Annotated in this window: 13 protein-coding genes and 1 tRNA gene; 13 read left to right on the top strand and 1 reads right to left on the bottom strand. The window is 49.5% G+C overall.

Going from position 1 to position 20,445, the window contains the following annotated elements:
• Positions 1-270: 270 nt before the first annotated feature.
• Positions 271-861 carry a YqgE/AlgH family protein gene (locus B5F78_RS10250; protein WP_022039860.1) on the bottom strand — a complete coding sequence of 197 codons (591 nt, stop codon included), beginning with the start codon at positions 859-861 and terminating at the stop codon, positions 271-273.
• A gap of 160 nt (positions 862-1,021) precedes the next feature.
• Here B5F78_RS10250 and B5F78_RS10245 point away from each other — a divergent pair.
• From B5F78_RS10245 to B5F78_RS10185, 13 genes are all read left to right on the top strand, one after another.
• Positions 1,022-1,095, top strand: a tRNA-Asp gene (locus B5F78_RS10245).
• A gap of 299 nt (positions 1,096-1,394) precedes the next feature.
• Positions 1,395-2,636, top strand: a complete 1,242-nt coding sequence (locus B5F78_RS10240; RefSeq protein WP_087406644.1) for a site-specific integrase — start codon at positions 1,395-1,397, stop codon at positions 2,634-2,636.
• 59 nt (positions 2,637-2,695) lie between these two features.
• Positions 2,696-3,109: a virulence RhuM family protein gene (locus B5F78_RS10235; RefSeq protein ID WP_087406646.1), complete on the top strand. Its 414-nt coding sequence runs from the start codon at positions 2,696-2,698 to the stop codon at positions 3,107-3,109.
• A gap of 177 nt (positions 3,110-3,286) precedes the next feature.
• Positions 3,287-4,228 carry a ComF family protein gene (locus B5F78_RS10230; RefSeq protein WP_087406643.1) on the top strand — a complete coding sequence of 314 codons (942 nt, stop codon included), beginning with the start codon at positions 3,287-3,289 and terminating at the stop codon, positions 4,226-4,228.
• A 16-nt stretch (positions 4,229-4,244) separates the two neighbouring features.
• Complete coding sequence (locus tag B5F78_RS10225; protein ID WP_087406642.1) at positions 4,245-6,128, top strand: P-loop NTPase fold protein; 1,884 nt, start codon at positions 4,245-4,247, stop codon at positions 6,126-6,128.
• A 204-nt stretch (positions 6,129-6,332) separates the two neighbouring features.
• A complete protein-coding gene (locus B5F78_RS10220; protein ID WP_018709308.1) occupies positions 6,333-6,686 on the top strand; it encodes a helix-turn-helix domain-containing protein in 354 nt (117 codons plus the stop codon).
• Positions 6,670-7,086 (top strand): helix-turn-helix domain-containing protein, encoded by a 417-nt coding sequence (locus B5F78_RS10215; RefSeq protein WP_087406641.1) that lies wholly within the window; start codon positions 6,670-6,672, stop codon positions 7,084-7,086. Before B5F78_RS10220 ends, B5F78_RS10215 begins: the two co-directional genes overlap by 17 nt.
• Before the next feature lie 177 nt (positions 7,087-7,263).
• A complete protein-coding gene (locus B5F78_RS10210) occupies positions 7,264-9,192 on the top strand; it encodes a DUF4099 domain-containing protein (protein ID WP_087406640.1) in 1,929 nt (642 codons plus the stop codon).
• Between the two features lie 147 nt (positions 9,193-9,339).
• Positions 9,340-11,475 carry a type IA DNA topoisomerase gene (locus B5F78_RS10205; protein WP_087406639.1) on the top strand — a complete coding sequence of 712 codons (2,136 nt, stop codon included), beginning with the start codon at positions 9,340-9,342 and terminating at the stop codon, positions 11,473-11,475.
• Between the two features lie 225 nt (positions 11,476-11,700).
• The gene (locus B5F78_RS10200; RefSeq protein ID WP_087406638.1) at positions 11,701-12,150 is read left to right on the top strand and encodes a DUF1896 family protein; all 450 of its coding nucleotides are present in this window, start codon (positions 11,701-11,703) and stop codon (positions 12,148-12,150) included.
• Positions 12,140-18,211: an N-6 DNA methylase gene (locus B5F78_RS10195; RefSeq protein ID WP_087406637.1), complete on the top strand. Its 6,072-nt coding sequence runs from the start codon at positions 12,140-12,142 to the stop codon at positions 18,209-18,211. Before B5F78_RS10200 ends, B5F78_RS10195 begins: the two co-directional genes overlap by 11 nt.
• A gap of 191 nt (positions 18,212-18,402) precedes the next feature.
• Positions 18,403-19,011 carry a TetR/AcrR family transcriptional regulator gene (locus tag B5F78_RS10190; protein WP_087406645.1) on the top strand — a complete coding sequence of 203 codons (609 nt, stop codon included), beginning with the start codon at positions 18,403-18,405 and terminating at the stop codon, positions 19,009-19,011.
• Between the two features lie 133 nt (positions 19,012-19,144).
• Positions 19,145-20,251 (top strand): tyrosine-type recombinase/integrase, encoded by a 1,107-nt coding sequence (locus tag B5F78_RS10185; protein WP_087406636.1) that lies wholly within the window; start codon positions 19,145-19,147, stop codon positions 20,249-20,251.
• The last annotated feature ends 194 nt before the right edge of the window (positions 20,252-20,445 follow it).

The raw sequence follows: 20,445 nt of genomic DNA, 5'->3' as shown, positions 1-20,445 counted from the left end.
TTTTGATAGACCTTCAAAACAAAGATATACTTCATAAGCCATTCCAGTTATACTATGCGCGGTATGAATTTGTGCATTTTGTTGATGTCACAGTTCCAGCATGCTGCCTCCGTTCCGTTCACCGCTTCTCTCAACGCAGATAACTTCGTCTGGTGTAAGATTATTAATCTTCCGCTTGTAAGATTAATAATCTTGCAGCCTGAAGATTAATAATCTTACAGCGAATGACCCTATATCATTATTTTAGCAGAATCGGGTCCATCCTTTTCTTCAGTTACAAGACGGATATTGAGGATAAGTAGCCCATAAACTATAAGGCTTCCCAAGCTCATTCATACTATTGAACCAAAGATTATGATAATCTTCATCCAACAGATGAGTTTTAGTTCCCTCACCTACCATCCACGAATCATCATCTATTTCTTTTTCCAACTGTTCATGTTCCCAACCCGCATAACCAGCAAAAAAACGGATAAACCCCTCTACCGGATTTCCATTCAAGATATATTGTATCACCGCCGAGAAATCACCATTCAGATAAAGCCCGTTTCCTAAGTCTAAAGCACCTTTTAAATGGCCAAGCACATGCAAAAAGAAAATCGTATCACGATCAACAGGTCCTCCTTTAAATATCGGGATAGCAGGCACAGCTGCCAATTTCGGCACTAACTGGTTCAGTGCAATAAGGTATCTGAAATTTTTATTCATCACAATACCCATACTTCCTTCTATGTTATGTGTCACCATCAAAACAACGGAACGTGCAAAATGATAATCATACAATAGCGGAGAAGCAATAAGAATACTTCCTACATGTGGAAGCGCCTTATTTGAGTGTACCTGAAAAATGCGCATATCCATATTACATTTCTTTTTATCTACTAATATAGCTTTTTATTCTGATACTCAAAAGCTTTTTAACTTTTTTCTAAAAAACATCTCCTAAAAGTTTGGAAATTACAAAAAACATTGTACCTTTGCATCGCAATCGAGAGAGGTAGCAACGAAAGAAAAACAAAATGGTGCGTTAGTTCAGTTGGTTAGAATACATGCCTGTCACGCATGGGGTCACGGGTTCGAGTCCCGTACGCACCGCTGAGGCTCAAGGACAACTGAGAGCCTGAAAGCGACAAAGTCCACAATTTCAATGAATTGTGGACTTTTTTATGTCTTGTAAGTGCCAATCCAAGGACATCAAACAGCCCACTTCGGACAAAGTTCCGTTACCAAATCGTTACAGAAAAAACGACGTCTAATTATTGTAACGATTTTCATGCTAACTCGCTGATTTGTCCGCTATTGTCTCAATTCTGTCTGCTCATAATTCAATTAATAACCTTTCCTTTGTGACATTGTGTAACGATTGTAACGAAGGATATAAAACAGATACAGTTATGAGCAAAAGTACATTCAAAATTCTCTTCTATCTGAGAAAGAACTACGTGAACAAAGAAGGTAAGGCGAGCATTATGATTCGTATCACCGTAAACGGGGAAATGTCACAATTCAGTTCAAAACTGGATGTGGAGCCTCGTTTGTGGGACACCAAACTGGGACGTTTGTCAGGGAACGGAGCGAAAGCAAGGCAGGTGAACAATATGCTGGATGACATACGCACCGCATTGAACAACCACTACCGCTATATAGAATCAAGGGATTCCTTTGTGACTGCCGAAAAAGTAAGAAATGCTTTTCTCGGATATGAGGTGAGACAACAGACTTTACTGGAGCTTTTTAGACAGCACAATGAGGATGCAGAAAAACTTTGTGGCATCAGTAAAGCTCCGGCTACTCTTGTTAAATATGACCGAACTTACAGGCGGTTGGAAGAGTTCATGAAAGTAAAGTATAGAATATCAGATATAGCGCTTCGGGAAATAGACCATAAGTTTGTGACCGATTTTGAGTTTTATCTAAGAACTGTGAGCCGATGTAATGAGAACACGACAGGAAAGTTCATGCAGATATTCCGTAAAATTATTTTGATAGCCAAAAATAACGGATGGATAACGGTTGATCCGTTTGCCAATTATCATATCCACATGAAAGCCGTTGACCGCGGTTATCTGACGGAAGAAGAATTGGAACGTATCCTGAAAAAGGATTTTCAGTCACAAAGGCTGGAACAAGTACGGGACATATTTATATTCTCTTGCTTCACGGGACTTGCTTACATTGATGTTTATAACCTGAAAAAAGAAAACATTTGTACGTCATTTGACGGTAGTAAATGGTTGAAACTACATCGTCAGAAGACTGCCACTCCGGTAAATCTTCCACTTCTGAAAATTCCGCTGGCGATATTGGAAAAATATGAAGGAAAGTTAAATAATGGTCGTGTATTACCTGTGTTGAGCAATCAGAAGGCGAACTCTTATCTGAAAGAGATTGCTGATTTGTGCGGAATTAAAAAAAATATTACCTTTCATCTTGCAAGGCACACATTTGCAACCACCACCACATTGTCTAAAGGTGTGCCGATTGAAACTGTATCGAAATTATTAGGACATACGAACATAAAGACCACTCAAATATATGCGCGTATAACTAATGAGAAGATACGTGAAGATATGGAAGTTTTGGCAAGTAAACTGACAAGCATAGAAGATGTTGCATTGAAAAGTAGTGTAATATAGACGATTTGTCGTTCTTGTTTCAAACATTCCTGATTGACGGTAAGAACAAAAGATATGCTATGATAAAAATTGGAAATTTTGAAATAGAATATGACAAGAATGTTCCTGATGCTGTGACGGTAAAGATAGAGACAGATAAGAACGGTGAAGTGTGGTTACCGAAATGCGACATCGCACGGGCGTATGGTGTGTTTGTACAGTCGGTAAATGCCGGACTGAAATCCCTTGCAAAAACCGGTGACTTTGATGAATACCGGGACGTGCGGGTGGAACATTTCACCTATAACGGGAAAGATTGCAGTGTGGACCTCTACAGTCTGGCAACCATCATTGCACTGGGATTCCGCATGAAGGGACTGAAATGCGAGGCATTCAGGAAGTGGGCTGCAAGACGGCTGGCAGAATCATTTGAAAAGAAGAAAAGTACGGTGATTCTCTGCATGAGCGGCGAAAAGAGAAACAACTGGAACTGAAAGCCGCAGGATATGGCGGATATACGTGTCGGGATAGTCTCCCCTGTTCGGGAGGCTGTCCCGACACGTGTTTTACATACGTTAAAAAATACAAAACCGCAAACGTACTTATCCGTAAACCGATAATAATGTGTAACTTAAGTCCCTCTTAATCCTGTAATTAAAGACAGAAACGGTATGGTGGAAGAATTTGACCTGCTTGAAGAGGTGGAAGTGCAGTTCTGCGATGAGGAATGCACGGAGTCGGTATGGCACGGAGTGAAATACAGCGAGAGCCTGTTCTGCAGGGAGAAACCGAAGTCGGAACTGACGGTAGTCATCAAAGAGGAAGGCATGATGTACTTTCTGACTGCGGACATGAAGGAGTTTGCCGGTCTGTGCCGGAAACACGGGTGGTACATCGTCTCTCACCAGCGGTTCAGCGAGGCGATGGAAATCGGTATGTGCCTGATGGAAGCCGGGAAACATGCGGGATGGTATTCACTGGGCAGGTCGAAGGAATGGAATGCCATGATGAGGGATGTGCTGAACTTTACGTTTGAAAGGGAGAAGAAAATGGACTTCTATCCGTATGAAACGATGTTCAAGGGAGAAGTCCTTATAGACGGGTGCAGGTGTCACTACCTGCATGACTATTACCCAACGAAGATTGAAAAGACGGATACACACCAAAAACGGGTAAGCAACCTGATATTCCGTTTCAAGGAAGGAGGACACTGCGGCGAACTGGTCGCACGGATACTGGCACTGTGTCTGAAACATGCGGGATTCAACGGAACGAAGGAAGACACGGTACTGATACCTATACCCGCATCAACAAGGGAAAGACAGCGGAAACGCTTTCCGGTGGTATGCTACTACCTGTCGGAATGGCTGGGCATTGCGGACGGTTTCAAGGCCATCTGGATAGAGGAAGACCGTGAGCAGCTGAAAGGAAAAGGAAAAGATAAGGACATACTGCGGAACCTGCAATTCACACGGCGGTATATCAGAGGAAAGAATGTTGTCCTGCTGGATGATGTACTCACGACCGGGGAGAGCTTCAGGCAACTGCAACGAAAGATGAAACAACTTGGGGCATTGTCGGTTATCGGGGTGTTTCTGGGGAAAACTATATAATTAATAATTATGAAGTATGGGAAATGAAGAAATTATCAAATTTTTGAATGAATATGTAGAAATTCCAAATCCTCAATATGCTGTCATGTTAAAAGGAGCCTGGGGATGTGGTAAGACCTTTTTCATTCAACAATGGATTAAAACATTGAAAAATGGTGATGTAGAAAAAGACAAGTTGAATTGGACTCCTATCTATATATCATTGTTTGGTCTTACAGAGCTTCAACAAGTAACTGAAAGTATAAATAAGGAAATCTATCCCTGGCTATACAGCAAAGGGGCAAAATTCATCAAGAATTTCCTAAAAGCCACATCAAAAATAGTACTGAAATATGATATAGATGCGGATGGTAATGGGAAAAATGAAGGAAGCGCAACTTTAAATTTAGATTCTATCCTGTTGTTAAAGGAAGATAATAACGAAATAAAGGGCAATAAGATCCTCATTTTTGATGATTTTGAAAGATGCAATATCAACTTTGATACTTTATTGGGCTACATAAATTATTTTTCAGAACATTGCAAATGTAAGATAATCATTATCGGGGATGAATCCAAACTGAGTATAAAAGAAAGCGGAAACGGAGAATTGAAATTCAAGGACTTTAAAGAAAAAACCGTAGGCAGGACTTTTGAAATAAAAACAAACATTTGCGAAACGGTGGATTTTTTCATTAATGAAATAACTTCCAATAATCGGAATTTGTTGTTGGAGAACAAAAAATTGATCATACAAATATTCAAAGCCTCCGATTCTCATAATTTAAGAATTTTACGTCAATGTTTGAATGACTATAACAGAATTGTTATGGCCTTACCTGAGCATTACCATGAATCTTCCCAATATCATCATATTATAAGTTCTTTACTGGCTAACTTCATTGCTGTATATTGCGAATATAAAAGTGGAAATACAGAAATTGCTGAACTATTTAATAGGATGACAACGTTATCTAATAAAAATTCAGAAACCAATAAAAAACGGGAAAAAATATTATCAAAGTACCGTTTTATTGGAATGGGGCAAAACTTGGAAATATTAAACGAATTTATTGTTGGAAAAATAATACATTATTTGGATAGTGGTTTCTTTGACACTGAATATATGCATCATTTTTTTGATATAGATGATGCGGATATTAAAAGTTGGGAACATTTGTATAATTATTGGCGGTTAAGCAATGATGAATATAAAAAATATTGTGATGAAACCATTGCCTATTATTCAGAAGATAAATGTGAGAACTTAAAAGAATTATTTGTTATTGTCAGTATATTGTCTGTATTAAGCCATAACCAACTTTTATCAGTTCCCGAAAATGAAATCATAGAAATAGGGGAAAAAAACATAGACAGATTAATGGCGAGAAGCAACGAACTAAACGATTTGGTAGCAAGCCATAAAATGGCGAACTCCGGATTTACGCCTCATCCTGATTCCCAATGTAATGAACTTCTAAAAAGCTTGTACCAATATTTTGATGATGTTCTTAAAGAAAAGAAAAGCCGTTGCTCCAATAAAGTATCTGTTATGTTAGAGAATTTGGATAATGAAAGTTGTAGGGAGCTTGAAGATGCACTTAAAGAAGCTGTACCTTTAGAAAATATGCGATATATAGACACTCCATTCTTTAAATTTGTGGACCCACAAAAAGTGGTTAATCGAATTATGGGATTATCCAATGAATCGAAGAATACATTCTATCAGTTTCTGCTTTACAGATATGATGTATTGTTTAATGGTGATAATAAATATATGGAAGAAGAAATACCTAACTTGGAATTAATAGGAAAGGCTCTAAAAGAGAAAGCAGAACAGACAGAACTGATAGAGAAGTTTTCTCTAAATCAAATTATATCTGTGATTGAAAAAATAGTAGAACAGTCAAAACAGGAATAATAAGAATCATCTTATAGAAGCGTAATATATAGCAGCTTCATCCGTGCTTTAGTGCCGGATGGAGCCGCTTTTTTTGTGCCCGTATGCGGGGAAAACGGGGATTATGGAAGAAAAATAAGGAAAATCATTCCCTACTATGGAAATACTATGGATTGTGCCTGCGTGGAGTTGCGCACCTTTGCAGCGTAACCAATACGGAAGGATATGGAAATAATAACGATGGACAATGAGGTCGTGAAGACGATGATGGAGAAGATAGACCGCATAGCGGACTATGTTTTCAAGAAAGACAATGTGCCGAAGGAAGAAGCGGAAATCCTGCTGACGAGCGAGGAGGCGGCGGACCTGCTGAAAATCAGCACGAGGACACTGCAACGGATGCGAAAGGACAAGACTATTCCCTACATGATGGTGAGAAGCAAATGCCGGTACAGACTGACGGATTTGGAGGAATGCGTGAGACGGAAAATCGTACACTGCAATCCCAAGACGCTGGAGGAGTTCAAGCATAACTACCTGATGACAAGAAAGGAGGCGGATGATGGAAGGGATTGGTAAGGAAATGTTCGAGGAATGGATGAAGCGCCTCATGGAACGGATTGACCGGCTGGACAGCATCATATCGGTACTGATAAACAAGGAAGCGGCGGGCGTGAAGTACATGGACGGAGAACGTCTGTATGACAATCAGGACCTGTGCGAGATGCTGAGAACGAGCAAACGGTCGCTACAGCGGTTCCGCAGCGAATACGGACTGCGCTACCAGAAAATCAGCCGCAAGACCTACTACAAGGAATCGGACGTGCTGGAGTTTATCAGCCGGAACATGGAAGAGGTGATGCTGGACGGCAAAAAGGTGCTGAAAGTGAAGGAAGGAACGGGAAAGAAAGCTCCGGGCAAAACGGCGAAAGGGAAAAAAGGAGGCAGAAGGAATACCGGGACTGACAAACGCACGTGAAACGTAGGCGAAAAGAGAAACCGGAAGTGGATGGTGAACCGGATGTAAACGGAAAGCTGAGGGCGAGCCTGATGCAAACCGGGACTGAAAGGTGAACGGGAAACCGGAACGAAAAGAGAAACAGACCTGCACGGGAATACCGGCGGGACTATCATCAAACAATAAAAAAATAAATTAATGGAACAGAAAAAGAAAAAGCAAGAGGATGTACTGGTCGTCCGCGACGAGAAGACGGGCGAAATCAGTGTGGTTGCCGGACTGGATGCCAGGGGCTATCCCAAGAGGGCACAGGCAAAGGCGGAACACTCGCAGGAGTTTTTGCGCTTTGACCGCCACGGGGATGCGATAGACAATTTCATGAGAAATTTCTACCGCCAGTGTAAGGAGCCGACACGATTCGGTTTCTACAGGGTGGCAGCGGACACGGTGGAAGCTCTGCTTCCGGTTATCAAGGACCTGCTGAAAGACCCTGTGGCGAATGCTGACCTGCTCGCACCGCACAAAGTGGATACATCGGCGTACCAGCAGGCTGAGGAACAACAGGCTGCGGAGGAGGTGAAAAGAGAAAATGCTGAAACGGAGGCTGAAGAACAACAGGCTGCGGAGGAGGTGAAAAGAGAAAATGCCGAAACGGAGGCTGAGGAACAGCAGGCTGCGGAGGAGGTGAAAAAGGAAAATGCTGAAACGGAGACTGAGGGACAGCAGGCTGCGGAGGAGACGAAAAGAGAAAATGCTGAAACGGAGGCTGAGGAACAGCAGGTTGCGGAGGAGGCAAAAAGAGAAGATGCTGAAACGGAGACTGAGGGACAGCAGGCTGCGGAGGAGGCGAAAAGAGAAAATACGGAAGAAAACAATGTGGAACAGAAAACGGACGAGAAAATGGAAGAAATGAAACAGAAAAATCAGGAACAGCAGCCGCAGGCGGCGGAAACGCAGACGGCACAGGGACAGCAGCCCGCACAGGAAGGGCAAGCGCAGGCAAAACCGGAGAAACCGAACCTGATTGCGGACAGCGATGTGGACTGGAAGGAACTGGAGCAGTTCGGTGTGAAAAGGGAAAACCTGTCTGAAAAGGACATGAAAGCCCTGATGAACTACGGGAAGACAAGGCTGGTGACGGTGGAACCGGTGCTGGGCGGAGAACGCTACGAGCTGCAGGCCCGACTTTCGTTGCAGAAAGCGGAGGACGGAAAGCTGAAACTTACCCCCCACTTCGTACGCCATGAGCCGAGACTCGACGTGCCATACAACGGCTATACATTCACGGACGAGGACAAGCAGGCACTGAAACAGACGGGTAACCTGGGTAAGCTGGTGAACGTTGCCGATACGAAGACCGGAGAGATGCGCCTGGCGTATGTCAGCATCGACCGACTGACGAATGAGATAGTGGACGTACCGACGAACAAGGTACGCATCCCGAACCGGATCGGACTGACGGAACTGTCGAAGGCGGAACAGGAAATCCTGCGTGCGGGGCTGGCACTGCCCAAGGAGGTGACACTGAAGGGCGGGCGCAAGTTCGAGGCCATGCTGCAGGTGAACGCTGACAAGCGCGACGTGGAGTTTGTGCCGGAGCATCTGTGGCAGGGACAGTCGCAGCGACGCGGAAACGGACAGGAGAAGAAACAGAAAAGCCCGGAAGCCCCGGATGCTACCGGACAGCAGCAGAAGGAAGACGGGAATCAGGAGAACGGACAGCGGCGCAACCGCTCGTGGACGAATGAGGACGGAAGCATACGTCCGATAGGCAAATGGAAGGACGACAAATTCACGGAACAGCAGAAGGCGGACTATGTGGCGGGTAAGGTCGTGGTGCTTGCCAACGCGAAGGATGACAAGGGACAGCCCTGCACAAAATACCTGAAGTTCGACCGTGAGAAAGGCAGACCGCTGACCTATTCGGAAAACCCTGACCTGGCACAGACCGTTGCCCCGTCGAACGAGAGCCGCACACAGCTTGCGGTGAACAACGAGGGCAAGACGAACGAGGCAACCAGACATGTGAAGGAGCCGCTTCAGCAGGGACAGACCGCACCGAAGGACGACGCCCAGAAACAACAGCAGGAAAAACCGAAGAAGAGCAAAGGCATGAAGGTATCCTGAGTGCCACCACTAAATCCATTACAAGAGAATAAACAACGGATTGAAACGGGGCCTCATGCGCCATGTACCGCATATCCCACGGATAACCGGCGTACCCCGTTCCACTCCACAAGGAACAAAAGTATCAATGATTAAAACAGAAAATGTATGATTACCATATTGGCAGAAAAACCGAGCGTGGCACGTGAGATAGCACGCATCGCCGGAGCAACAAGAAAGGAAGAAGGATTTTATACAGGAAACGGCTACCATGTGACATGGGCACTGGGGCATCTGGTACAACCTGCCCTGCCTGAGGGCTACGGCTTCAAGGGATTCAGCAGGGACAGCCTGCCGGTGATACCGGAGGAGTTCATGCTGATACCCCGCCAGGTAAAGACGGACAAGGGCTACAAGGCGGACGCGGCAGCGGTGAAACAGATAAAGGTGATAACGAAACTGTGGAACGAGAGCGACGGCATAATAGTGGCAACGGACTGCGCACGCGAAGGGGAACTGATATTCAGATACCTGTATGCCTATACGGGCTGTACGCTGCCATTCCGCCGCCTGTGGATAAGCTCGCTTACGGACACCGCCATCCGCAAGGGATTGAAGGAACTGAAGGACGGGCATGAATATGACGACCTGTATCTGGCGGCAAAGGCACGCAGCGAGGCGGACTGGCTGGTGGGCATCAACGGCACGCAGGCACTGACCGTAGCCGCCGGACGGGGCACGTATTCGGTAGGACGCGTACAGACACCCACGCTGGGTATGGTCTGCAAGAGGTACTGGGAGAACAGACGCTTTACACCGGAACCGGTACACCAGCTGCATTTCTCGGTGACACCGGCGGGTACGGATACGGTAGTGAAGTTCTCCTCGGTAAAGAAATGGCAGGACAAGGAAGAGGCGGCTGCATCATACAATAAGGTAAAGGCGAAGATGTGCGCCACCGTCACCAAGGTGGAAAAGAAGGAGAAGGTGGAGAACCCGCCGCTGCTGTACGACCTGACCACACTGCAGAAGGAGGCGAACACGAAACACGGATTCACGGCGGAACAGACGCTGGAGCTGGTGCAGAAGCTCTATGAAGCGAAGCTCGTCACCTATCCGAGAACATCGAGCCGCCATATTCCGGAAGATGTGTTTGCTGAAATACCGCTGCTGTTTGAACGGCTGGCAGGACACTCCGCCCTTGCGGAGAAAATCAGGGAACTGGGGGAACTGAACCGCCGTTGTGTGGATGCCTCGAAAGTGACTGACCACCATGCCCTGCTGGTGACGCCCAACCGCCCGCTTGCCCTGTACAAGAACGAGCAGATCATCTACGACATGATTGCCGGACGCATGGTAGAGGCATTTTCGGAGGAATGTGTGAAGGATACGGCTACCGTAGTAGCGGAGGTGGTGCCGGACGCAGGCGAAAGATGCGAGAGCCTGACATTTGAGGCGAAAGGCTGCATCGTGCGCAAGGCAGGCTGGCGCGGCGTGTACGGAGAGTACGGCGAGGACAGCGGGAATACGGCATTGCCGGACTGGGCGGAAGGCGACACACTGGTGATGGCGGGATGCTCGATGAGTTCGGGCATGACACGACCGAAACCGCTGCATACGGAAAGTTCGCTGCTGGCAGCGATGGAGACCGCCGGACGCGATGATGTGGAGGACGAGGAGGCACGCCAGGCCCTGAAGGACTGCGGTATCGGCACACCCGCCACACGTGCCGCAATCATCGAAACGCTGCTCAGAAGGGAATACATGGTGCGTGTGAAGAAATCGCTGGTGCCGACGGAGAAAGGACTTGCCCTGTATTCCATTGTCAAGGAGATGGACATCGCCAATGTGGAGATGACCGGACGCTGGGAAGCGGAACTGGCAAAGATAGAACAGGGAAAGACACCGCATGAGGCTTTTATGAGGGACATAGAAAGCTATACCCGCAAGATTACCACGGACCTGCTTGCGTGTGACCGCATTTTCGGGCACAAGGCATCGGGCTGTACCTGCCCCAAATGCGGCACGGGCACGATGCAGTTCTACGGCAAGGTTGTGCGCTGTGACAATCCGGACTGCCTGCTGCCCGTGTTCCGCCAGATAGCGGGCAAGACACTCACCGACGAGGAAATGACCGGTCTGCTGACGGAAGGAAAGACTGCGATGCTCGGCGGGTTCAAGAGCAAGCAGGGCAAGCCCTTCAGCGCTGCGGTGACTTTTGATGCGGAGTTCAACACGAAGCTGGTGTTTGCGGAGAGCAAAGGCGAAAGAAAAGGTACGAAAACAAAAGGAAGAAGAAAATAATGAGTAATTTTGCCACTGATTCATGTCATAATCTGTTTCAACCTGGTTGTACTTTTTATTTACATGGATTTAGTGGTGACTGATTGTCGGCTGCACTCGGCATAGTTCTGACAAGTCCGACTCTGCCCTCATTTGCACGACAATTGGTGGTGGCACCCGGAGGGATACCGGGTGCCTTTTTCCTTTTCATTTCCATAATCATTTATCCACTAAATCCATCATAAAATGAAACAGAACAAGAAAACCGCTCCGGCGGAGCTGTCCTACTACGGGCTGTATCTGCTGGACTATCTGAGAAAATATCATCCGGACAAAGTATCAGACACCCCATTCATTACAGGAAGGGAGGAAGCCGCCTCGGAAACATTCGAGAAGGAAAGGGCGGCGGGAAGTACGGTGGAAGCCGCACAGGAGGAAGCCATGCGCGTCCTGCTCGAAGGGCTGCACTTCTCCCCCTACGCACTGCTGCTTGAGGTGGTGGAAAACGAGTTTTCCGAAGAGGTGCAGGAACAGGAACGCGAGGCGTTCTGCCGGGAGATATTCCCGCACCTGAAAAACCTGTTTGCCGGCTATCCCACAACGGACGACACATTCGCCCTGTCGCCCGAACACGACCTGCTCTATACGGAGCTGACGGGTGCGATAATGCTTTATCTGGAGGCTTATGGCGTTTAACAAGAAGCAGAGGCTCAGGGAAAACATCGAGGCGATACGGACGGCATTCACACTGGAGAAGGAACAGCGCACGCCCACCGCACGGGAACGGGCGCTGCTGGAGAGGTACTGCGGCTTCGGGGGACTGAAGTGCATACTGAATCCCGCCAGGGAACTGACGGATGCCGTACACTGGGCGAAATCAGACCTCGAACTGTTTGCCCCGACGGTGGAGCTGCACCGTCTGATACGTGAGAACAGCCGGGACGAAGCGGAGTACAGGCGGTATGTGGACTCGCTGAAGGCATCGGTGCTGACGGCATTCTATACGCCGCAGGCCATTGCGGACACCATAGCGGACGTGCTGCACGACCGCAAGGTACGCCCAAAGCTGGTGCTGGAGCCGTCGGCGGGTATGGGCGCATTCATCAGCCCGGTATTGTCGAACAATCCGCAGGCGGAGGTGATGGCATTTGAGAAAGACCTGCTGACGGGCAAGATGCTCGGACACCTGTACCCGCAGCAGAAGATACGCACGGAGGGTTTCGAGAAAATAGAAAAGCCGTTTCTGAACCATTTTGACCTTGCCATCTCCAATATCCCTTTCGGGGATTTCGGAGTGTTTGATGCGGAGTTCAGCTGCAGCGGTTCATTCGGCAGACGTTCGGCACAGAAAGCCATCCATGACTATTTCTTTCTGAAAGGTCTGGATGCGGTGCGTGACGGCGGCATCGTGGCGTTCGTCACCTCGCAGGGGGTGCTGAACAGTTCGAGGGTTTCCGTCAGGAACGAGATGTTCAGCAAGGCGAATCTGGTTTCGGCAATACGACTGCCCAACAACCTGTTTACCGACAATGCGGGCACGGAAGCCGGCAGCGACCTGATCATCCTGCAAAAAGACCTGCAAAAGAAGGGACTGACACAGGAGGAACGGGTTCTGACCATCATACAGACGGAACATAACGGCGGACTGACGGACAACGCCTATTTCGCCTACCACACGGAGCGCATCATACATACCGATGCGAAGAGGGGCACCGACCCGTACGGAAAACCGGCGATGGTATATACGCACAGCGGAGGTGTGGAGGGTATTGCCATGGACCTGTACAGGATGCTGTCGGAAGACCTGTCGGCACGGCTGGACATGGAACGCTACAACGGCATGGGGCATGAAAGAGAGGATGTGCGGCAGAACATTGCCGTACTGACCGAGGGTATTGAGGTGAAAAGAGAAAACTCCGCTTCGGCTGCGAGAGAACTGGAGGAGGTGAAAAGAGAAAATATCCATCCGGTTGAGGGTGAACGGGCAGAGGCGAAAAGAGAAAATTCCCATCCGGTTGAGGGTGAGCGGGCGGAGGTGAAAAGAGAAAACTCCACCTCTGTTGCTGGTATAGCGGACGGGACAAAACGGGAAGAAAACAGTGTGCAGCCGAAAGTGCAAGTGATGACCGGCATGTCGCAGGAAGCGCAAAGCAGGCAGACGGGAGGAACGGTAATGGACCTGTATGACCTGTTCGGCTATACGCAGGAGGAAAGACGGATGGCTGAACAGGGCCTGAAACCGGACAGGAAGAAAGGCGGAAAGTACAAAGGGAAGAAACCCGTGCAGCCGACACTGTTCTCCCTGCCAGCGAAGGATACGGGAAGGACAACGGACAAGGGAAATGCGGAAGCGGTTGCCGGCATCAGCCCGGAAGAGGCACGCGAAATGGACGAAATCATACGCGGCGGAACGGATGGGCCGACGGCTGCCGAACCGGAAGCGGCTGTCCCGACAACGGAAAAGACGGAACCCGGCACCGCAACGGAAGAATCCTATGACCCGGAAGATGAAGTGTACCGCAGTCTGGACTGGGAAACGAACCCGCCCATCAACGGATTCTATGAAATGATGATGGACCTCACGCCGGAACGACGTGCGGAACTGCGCCGGCTGGGAAAGACGAAGATGGAGGCCAACACCGCCAGACAAGCGGCCGGAACAACGGAGGCGAAAAGAGAAAAAGCCGATGCGGGGAAAACGGCGGAAACGCAGGATACGACTGCTACGGTAGTCTATCCGGTGGAGAACGGATTCGAGGCGGAAAGAAAGCGCCGGATTGCGGAGGTGGAAGAAGCCATGCGCCGTGAGGAAGCCGCCCTGACACCGGAAGAGCGGCAGCGCAAACGGGAGGAGGAAATGATGCCGCGCCCGTTCAAGGGCATACTGGAGCCGCACCTGAAGGACGGCTCGCTGGCATGGGAATACACGGCAGGCGTACGGTTCCAGGTGGGCGTGCTGAAGGATGTCACCCGCTACGGCGCCACATTCCAGCCGCTGGACATGGACGGGATGCAGGCACAGAAGGCACAGCTATACATAGACCTGCGCAACACCTACGAGCGGCTCTATGCCTACGAAGCGGAGAAGCACGAGGAGAACGAAATGCTGCGCCGTCACCTGAACACCTACTATGACGAGTTCGCGATGCGGTACGGCTGCCTGAATGCCAGACAGAACGTGAAGCTGCTGATGATGGATGCCTCCGGGCGCAACATGCTGGCACTGGAACGCAGCGAGGGCGGCACGATGGTGAAGGCGGACATATTCGACCGCCCCGTTTCCTTTTCGCAGGAAACGGCAGTCGCCGCGGAATCGCCGGAGGAAGCCCTGTCCGCCTCGCTGAACCTGTATGGCGGAGTAAACCTGTCCTACATGGAATCCATCTGCGACATGCCGCAGGCGGACATGCTGGAAGCACTGAAAGGACGGGTGTTCTACAACCCGCTGGCAGAGGGCTACGAGATAGCCGACCGCTTCATAGCCGGGAATGTGGTACAGAAGGCCGCCGATGTGGAGGAATGGATAAGCGGACACGGGGAGCACGGGATGCTGCCGCAGGCAAAGGAGTCGCTGGAAGCGCTGAAAGAAGCCATGCCGGAACAGATTCCGTTTGAGGAACTGGACTTCAACTTCGGGGAACGATGGATACCCACGGGCGTGTATGCCGCCTACATGAGCCGTCTGTTTGACACGGACGTGCGGATAAGCTACTCGGAGAGCCTTGACGAGTATTCGGTGGCGTGCAGCCACAGGACGATGAAAATCACCGACGAGTTTCTGGTGAAGGGGTACTACCGCCACTATGACGGGATGCACCTGCTGAAACACGCCCTGCACAACACCTGCCCCGACATGATGAAGAAGGTCGGCGAGGACGAGAACGGGAACGACATAAAGGTGCGGGACAGCGAGGGCATACAGCTGGCGAACGCGAAGATTGACGAAATCAGAAACGGATTTACGGAATGGCTGGAGGAGCAGTCGCCGGAGTTCAAGAAACGGCTGACGGACATGTACAACAACAAGTTCAACTGCTTCGTGCGACCGAAATATGACGGCTCGCACCAGAAATTTCCGGAACTGAACCTGAAAGGACTGGGAATCACAGACCTGTACCCCAGCCAGAAGGACTGCATCTGGATGCTGAAACAGAACGGCGGAGGAATAGCCGACCACGAGGTGGGAACCGGCAAGACGCTGATCATGTGCGTGGCAGCGCACGAGATGAAGCGTCTGGGGCTGGTGCACAAGCCTATGATTATCGGACTGAAGGCGAATGTAAGGGAGATAGCCGAATGCTACCGCACGGCATACCCCAACGCAAGAGTGCTGTATGCCTCGGAAAAGGATTTTGCCGCATCCGGCAGGGTGCGCTTCTTCAACGACATACGGAACAACGACTGGGACTGCATCATCATGAGCCACGACCAGTTCGGAAAGATACCGCAGTCGCCGGAACTGCAGCAGCGGATATTGCAGGCGGAGCTGGATACGGTGGAGGAAAATCTGGAAGTGCTGCGCTCGCAGGGAAAGGACGTGTCGCGTGCGATGCTGAAGGGACTGGAGAAACGCAAGTTCAACCTGCAAGCCAAGCTGGAGAAGGTGGAACATGCTATAAAGTCGAGGACGGACGATGTGGTGGACTTCAGGCAGATGGGCATCGACCATATCTTCGTGGACGAGTCGCACCAGTTCAAGAACCTGACGTTCAACACAAGGCATGACCGCGTGGCGGGTTTGGGCAACTCGGAAGGCAGCCAGAAGGCACTGAACCTGCTGTTTGCCATCCGTACCATCCAGGAGCGGACGGGAAAGGACCTGGGGGCGACGTTCCTGTCGGGCACGACCATCAGCAACTCGCTGACGGAGCTGTACCTGCTTTTCAAGTACCTGCGCCCGAAGGAGCTGGAAAGGCAGGACATACGATGCTTTGACGCATGGGCGGCAATCTTCGCCAAGAAGACGACGGATTTCGAGTTCAATGTGACGAACAACATCGTGCAGAAGGAACGCTTCCGCTACTTCATCAAAGTGCCGGAGTTGGCGGCATTCTACAACGAGATAACGGACTACCGCACGGCAGAGGATGTGGGCGTGGACCGTCCGCACAAGAACGAGATACTGCACAACATACCTCCCACGCCCGACCAGGAACATTTCATCAAACGGCTGATGGAATTTGCCAAGACGGGCGACGCCACGCTGCTGGGACGCGGAAAGCTGTCGGAAACGGAGGAAAAGGCGAAGATGCTCATCGCTACGGACTACGCAAGGAAGATGGCGCTGGACATGCGCATGATAGACCCGGCATATGAAGACCACCCGGACAACAAAGCGAGCCACTGCGCAAGGATGATAGCGGAATACTACCGCAGGTATGATGCACAGAAAGGAACGCAGTTCGTGTTTTCGGACCTGGGGACGTACCAGTCGGGACAATGGAGCGTATATACCGAGATAAAGCGCAAACTGGTGGAAGACCACGGCATACCGGCACACGAGATACGCTTCATACAGGAATGCAAGAGCGAGAAGTCAAGGAAAGCGGTGATCGAAGCGATGAACGAGGGATATGTGCGCGTGCTGTTCGGCTCGACCTCGATGCTCGGCACGGGCGTGAACGCCCAGCGCAGGGCGGTGGCCATCCACCACCTGGACACGCCGTGGCGTCCGTCCGACCTCGCCCAGCGTGACGGACGGGCGGTGAGAAAAGGCAACGAGATAGCGAAGCTGTACGCCGACAACCGGGTGGATGTCATCATCTATGCGGTGGAAAAATCACTGGACTCGTACAAGTTCAACCTGCTGCACTGCAAGCAGACGTTCATCAGTCAGCTGAAGAGCGGCGCGATGGGCGCGAGAACCATAGACGAGGGAGCAATGGACGAGAAATCGGGCATGAATTTTTCGGAATACATGGCGATACTGTCGGGAAACACCGACCTGCTGGACAAGGCGAAGCTGGAGAAGAAGATTGCCTCGCTGGAGGGTGAACGCAAGTCCTTCAGCAAGGGCAAGCGCGAGTCCGAACTGAAACTGGAGGGCAAGACCGGAGAACTGAGGAACAACCAGGCCACCATAGCCGCCATGACGGAGGACTGGGAGAAATTCACCGCTGCCGCCCGGACAGACCAGGAAGGCAACCGGCTGAACCTGCTCAGGATTGACGGGCTGGATTCCACCGACGAGAAGACAATCGGCAAGCGCCTGCAGGAGATAGCCAGGAATGCCACGACGGGCGGACAGTACAAGCGAGTGGGCGAACTGTACGGCTTCCCCATCGAGGTAGTCAGCGAAAGGACACTCAAAGACGGGCTGGAGTTCTGCGACAACCGATTTGTGGTGGCGGGCAACTACAGGTACAGCTACAACAACGGGCATCTGGCGATGGCTGACACACACGCCGCCGCCATGAATTTTCTGAACGCACTGGAGAAGATACCGGGTATCATCGACCAGTACAGGAAAAAGAACGAGGTGCTGGAGCGGGAAATCCCGCAGTTGCAGGAGATAGCCGGAAAGACATGGAAGAAGGAGGACGAGCTGAAACAGCTGAAGTCCGAACTCGCCGCACTGGACCGCAAGATACAGCTGGAGCTGGCTCCGCCGACGCCGGAAAGCACGGAAGAGAACCGGCAAGGCAGCGAGAAGAAACAGACGGAACAGCAGCCGGAAAGCCCGCACGCGGACTTCGTGCGCAGCCATCTGGTTATCGGAAGACCGGGGCTGACGGAACCGAAGGGCATGAAGCTGTAGTTCCGCATTGTCCGGTAATGACCACGGGCGACTGCCCTTGCATGAAGCGAGGCGGCCGCCCGTACTTTTTTCAATGAAGAAATGTATTACAAGACATCCGTGTTATTTTATGACAATAAAAAAACACTGGCATACAAATGTTTGAAAAGAGAAAATCCGTATCTTCGTAACTGAAACAAAAATGGATGCGTATGTTTACAAACAGGGAAGAAGTATTGGAAAAGGCCTTGCAGGTATTCGCCAAAATGAATTATGAGAAAGCAACCCAGATGGAAATAGCCAAAGCCTGCGGCCTGTCAAAAGCCGGACTGGTGTATTATTTCCCGTTCAAACAGGATTTGTTCGTGGCAGTTGTGGACAAATATGTATTCCATGCCCAGCAGTTGGAAAACAAGTTCCAATTTACAGCAGGTTCGTTCCCGGAGTTTATCGACCAGTATATAGCCGGAGTGGAAAGAACCATGAACAACCTCGGACGTCTGCTTGATAACAGTAATCCATACGGGTGCAGCTTCAATTTTTACTATTACCATCTGCTGATGCAGGTACGGTTATACTATCCCAATGCGGAAAAGAAAATAGCTGACATATTCAAGCAGAACTACCAATTATGGGAATCCGCCATCCAAAGGGCAAAAGAGAATGGGGAAATCCGGCAGGACGTGGATGTGGAAGAAGCCGCTTCGATGTTCTGGCAAGTATTTTTCGGTATCTCCTTTGAACATTCTTTCTTTCAAGGATTGAATATCAAGCAACTGGCAAAAAAACTACATTTCATCTACTCGCTGATTAAAGCCTGAAACCGGGTTTTCAACCAAAACGGTTCCTATATATCCTACAAGTGCAGAGTTTTAACACAATAAAACCAACCAATCAGTTGGTTTTTGTATTCCTTTTATTTATATTTGCAGCAATGAGTTTACTTTCAGCAATATGGACAATGTTCAGCGACAGAGAGAAAACATCGTTCTGTACAAAGATAAGAAGGACGGTGCGGACTACATACGGATAGAGTATGCAGGCAATGGAGACATATCTCAGCTGCTCGTCCTGGACGCCGATGTGGAAATGGCAGATAATGGTTCAGCCTACATACCGGCAGCCATTTTCAGGCTATCGGATTTCTACGACCGCTACTCCCCGCACGCCTATATTGACTACAGCAGGGTTTATGTAAGGCATCCCAAACCCAAAAGGGAATACACACTGCCGGAAGGCTATCTTGAACTACTGGAGCGGAAACGGTACAGCCCATCGACCATAAAAACCTATCGTGCCTATTTCAGCGACTTTATGGAATACCATAAAGGCCGCAACATCGACCGCCTGAAAGTGGCTGACATCAACAAATATATCCTCTATCTTGTAAACGAAAAGAAAATATCGGTATCGCAGCAGAATATGCGCATCAACGCCATCAAGTTCTACTACGAGCAGGTAAAGGGCGGACAGCGCCAATACTATGGCGGCATTACCCGCGCGAAGGAATACAAGTCACTGCCCGAAGTGCTGAGCCGTAATGAGGTGGCCCGTATCCTCGCGTGCCTGTCGAACCGGAAGCACCGCTGCATGATTTCATTGATATACTCAGCCGGATTACGGCGGAGCGAGCTGCTGAACCTTACCCCGAAGGACATCATAAGTGAAAGGATGCTTGTGCGTATCATGGGCAAAGGACGGAAATGCCGGTATTCGCTGCTGTCGGAAAAGCTGCTGAAGGATCTGAGGGAATATTTCAAGGAGTACCGTCCGCAGAAATGGCTGTTCGAGGGAGAGACACCCGGAGAACAGTATTCCGCAAGTGCGCTGGTAAAGATACTGAAAGAAGCCGCCAGCCGTGCCGGAATCAAGCACCGGGTACATGTACACATGCTTCGCCATTCGTTTGCCACCCACCTGCTGGAGCAAGGAACAGATCTGAGAACCATACAGGAACTGCTGGGGCATAATGACATCAAGACCACATCAATCTATCTTCATGTGACGAGCGCACACAAGTCAAGCATACCCAATCCGCTTGATTCACTGGATGATTCATAGGGTGCAGCTATTAGAGATCAGGAAACACACCTGCCGGGTGTCGGTTATCGAAATATCCTACACCTAAAGGTACATTTATAAACAAATTAACATCAAAAACAGTGTACCATAATGGAAACAAGAGATAAACTTTTTACCGAAGAACAGTATTTGAAGCAACTGAAAATGTATGATGAAGATATTAGTTATTATGA

Source organism: Bacteroides sp. An279, assembly GCF_002159615.1.
In the GTDB taxonomy this organism is placed as follows: Bacteria; Bacteroidota; Bacteroidia; order Bacteroidales; family Bacteroidaceae; genus Phocaeicola; species Phocaeicola intestinalis.
This window is presented reverse-complemented; position numbering and strand designations above follow the sequence as displayed.

What these genes read in the sequence shown, in the direction of transcription:
- B5F78_RS10210 (WP_087406640.1), top strand. Translation starts at nt 7,264, where the DNA reads ATGGAACAGAAAAAGAAAAAGCAAGAGGATGTACTGGTCGTCCGCGAC.
- B5F78_RS10220 (WP_018709308.1), top strand. Translation starts at nt 6,333, where the DNA reads ATGGAAATAATAACGATGGACAATGAGGTCGTGAAGACGATGATGGAG.
- B5F78_RS10230 (WP_087406643.1), top strand. Translation starts at nt 3,287, where the DNA reads ATGGTGGAAGAATTTGACCTGCTTGAAGAGGTGGAAGTGCAGTTCTGC.
- B5F78_RS10235 (WP_087406646.1), top strand. Translation starts at nt 2,696, where the DNA reads ATGATAAAAATTGGAAATTTTGAAATAGAATATGACAAGAATGTTCCT.
- B5F78_RS10185 (WP_087406636.1), top strand. Translation starts at nt 19,145, where the DNA reads ATGGACAATGTTCAGCGACAGAGAGAAAACATCGTTCTGTACAAAGAT.
- B5F78_RS10250 (WP_022039860.1), bottom strand. Translation starts at nt 861, where the DNA reads ATGGATATGCGCATTTTTCAGGTACACTCAAATAAGGCGCTTCCACAT.
- B5F78_RS10200 (WP_087406638.1), top strand. Translation starts at nt 11,701, where the DNA reads ATGAAACAGAACAAGAAAACCGCTCCGGCGGAGCTGTCCTACTACGGG.
- B5F78_RS10240 (WP_087406644.1), top strand. Translation starts at nt 1,395, where the DNA reads ATGAGCAAAAGTACATTCAAAATTCTCTTCTATCTGAGAAAGAACTAC.
- B5F78_RS10195 (WP_087406637.1), top strand. Translation starts at nt 12,140, where the DNA reads ATGGCGTTTAACAAGAAGCAGAGGCTCAGGGAAAACATCGAGGCGATA.
- B5F78_RS10215 (WP_087406641.1), top strand. Translation starts at nt 6,670, where the DNA reads ATGGAAGGGATTGGTAAGGAAATGTTCGAGGAATGGATGAAGCGCCTC.
- B5F78_RS10225 (WP_087406642.1), top strand. Translation starts at nt 4,245, where the DNA reads ATGGGAAATGAAGAAATTATCAAATTTTTGAATGAATATGTAGAAATT.
- B5F78_RS10190 (WP_087406645.1), top strand. Translation starts at nt 18,403, where the DNA reads ATGTTTACAAACAGGGAAGAAGTATTGGAAAAGGCCTTGCAGGTATTC.
- B5F78_RS10205 (WP_087406639.1), top strand. Translation starts at nt 9,340, where the DNA reads ATGATTACCATATTGGCAGAAAAACCGAGCGTGGCACGTGAGATAGCA.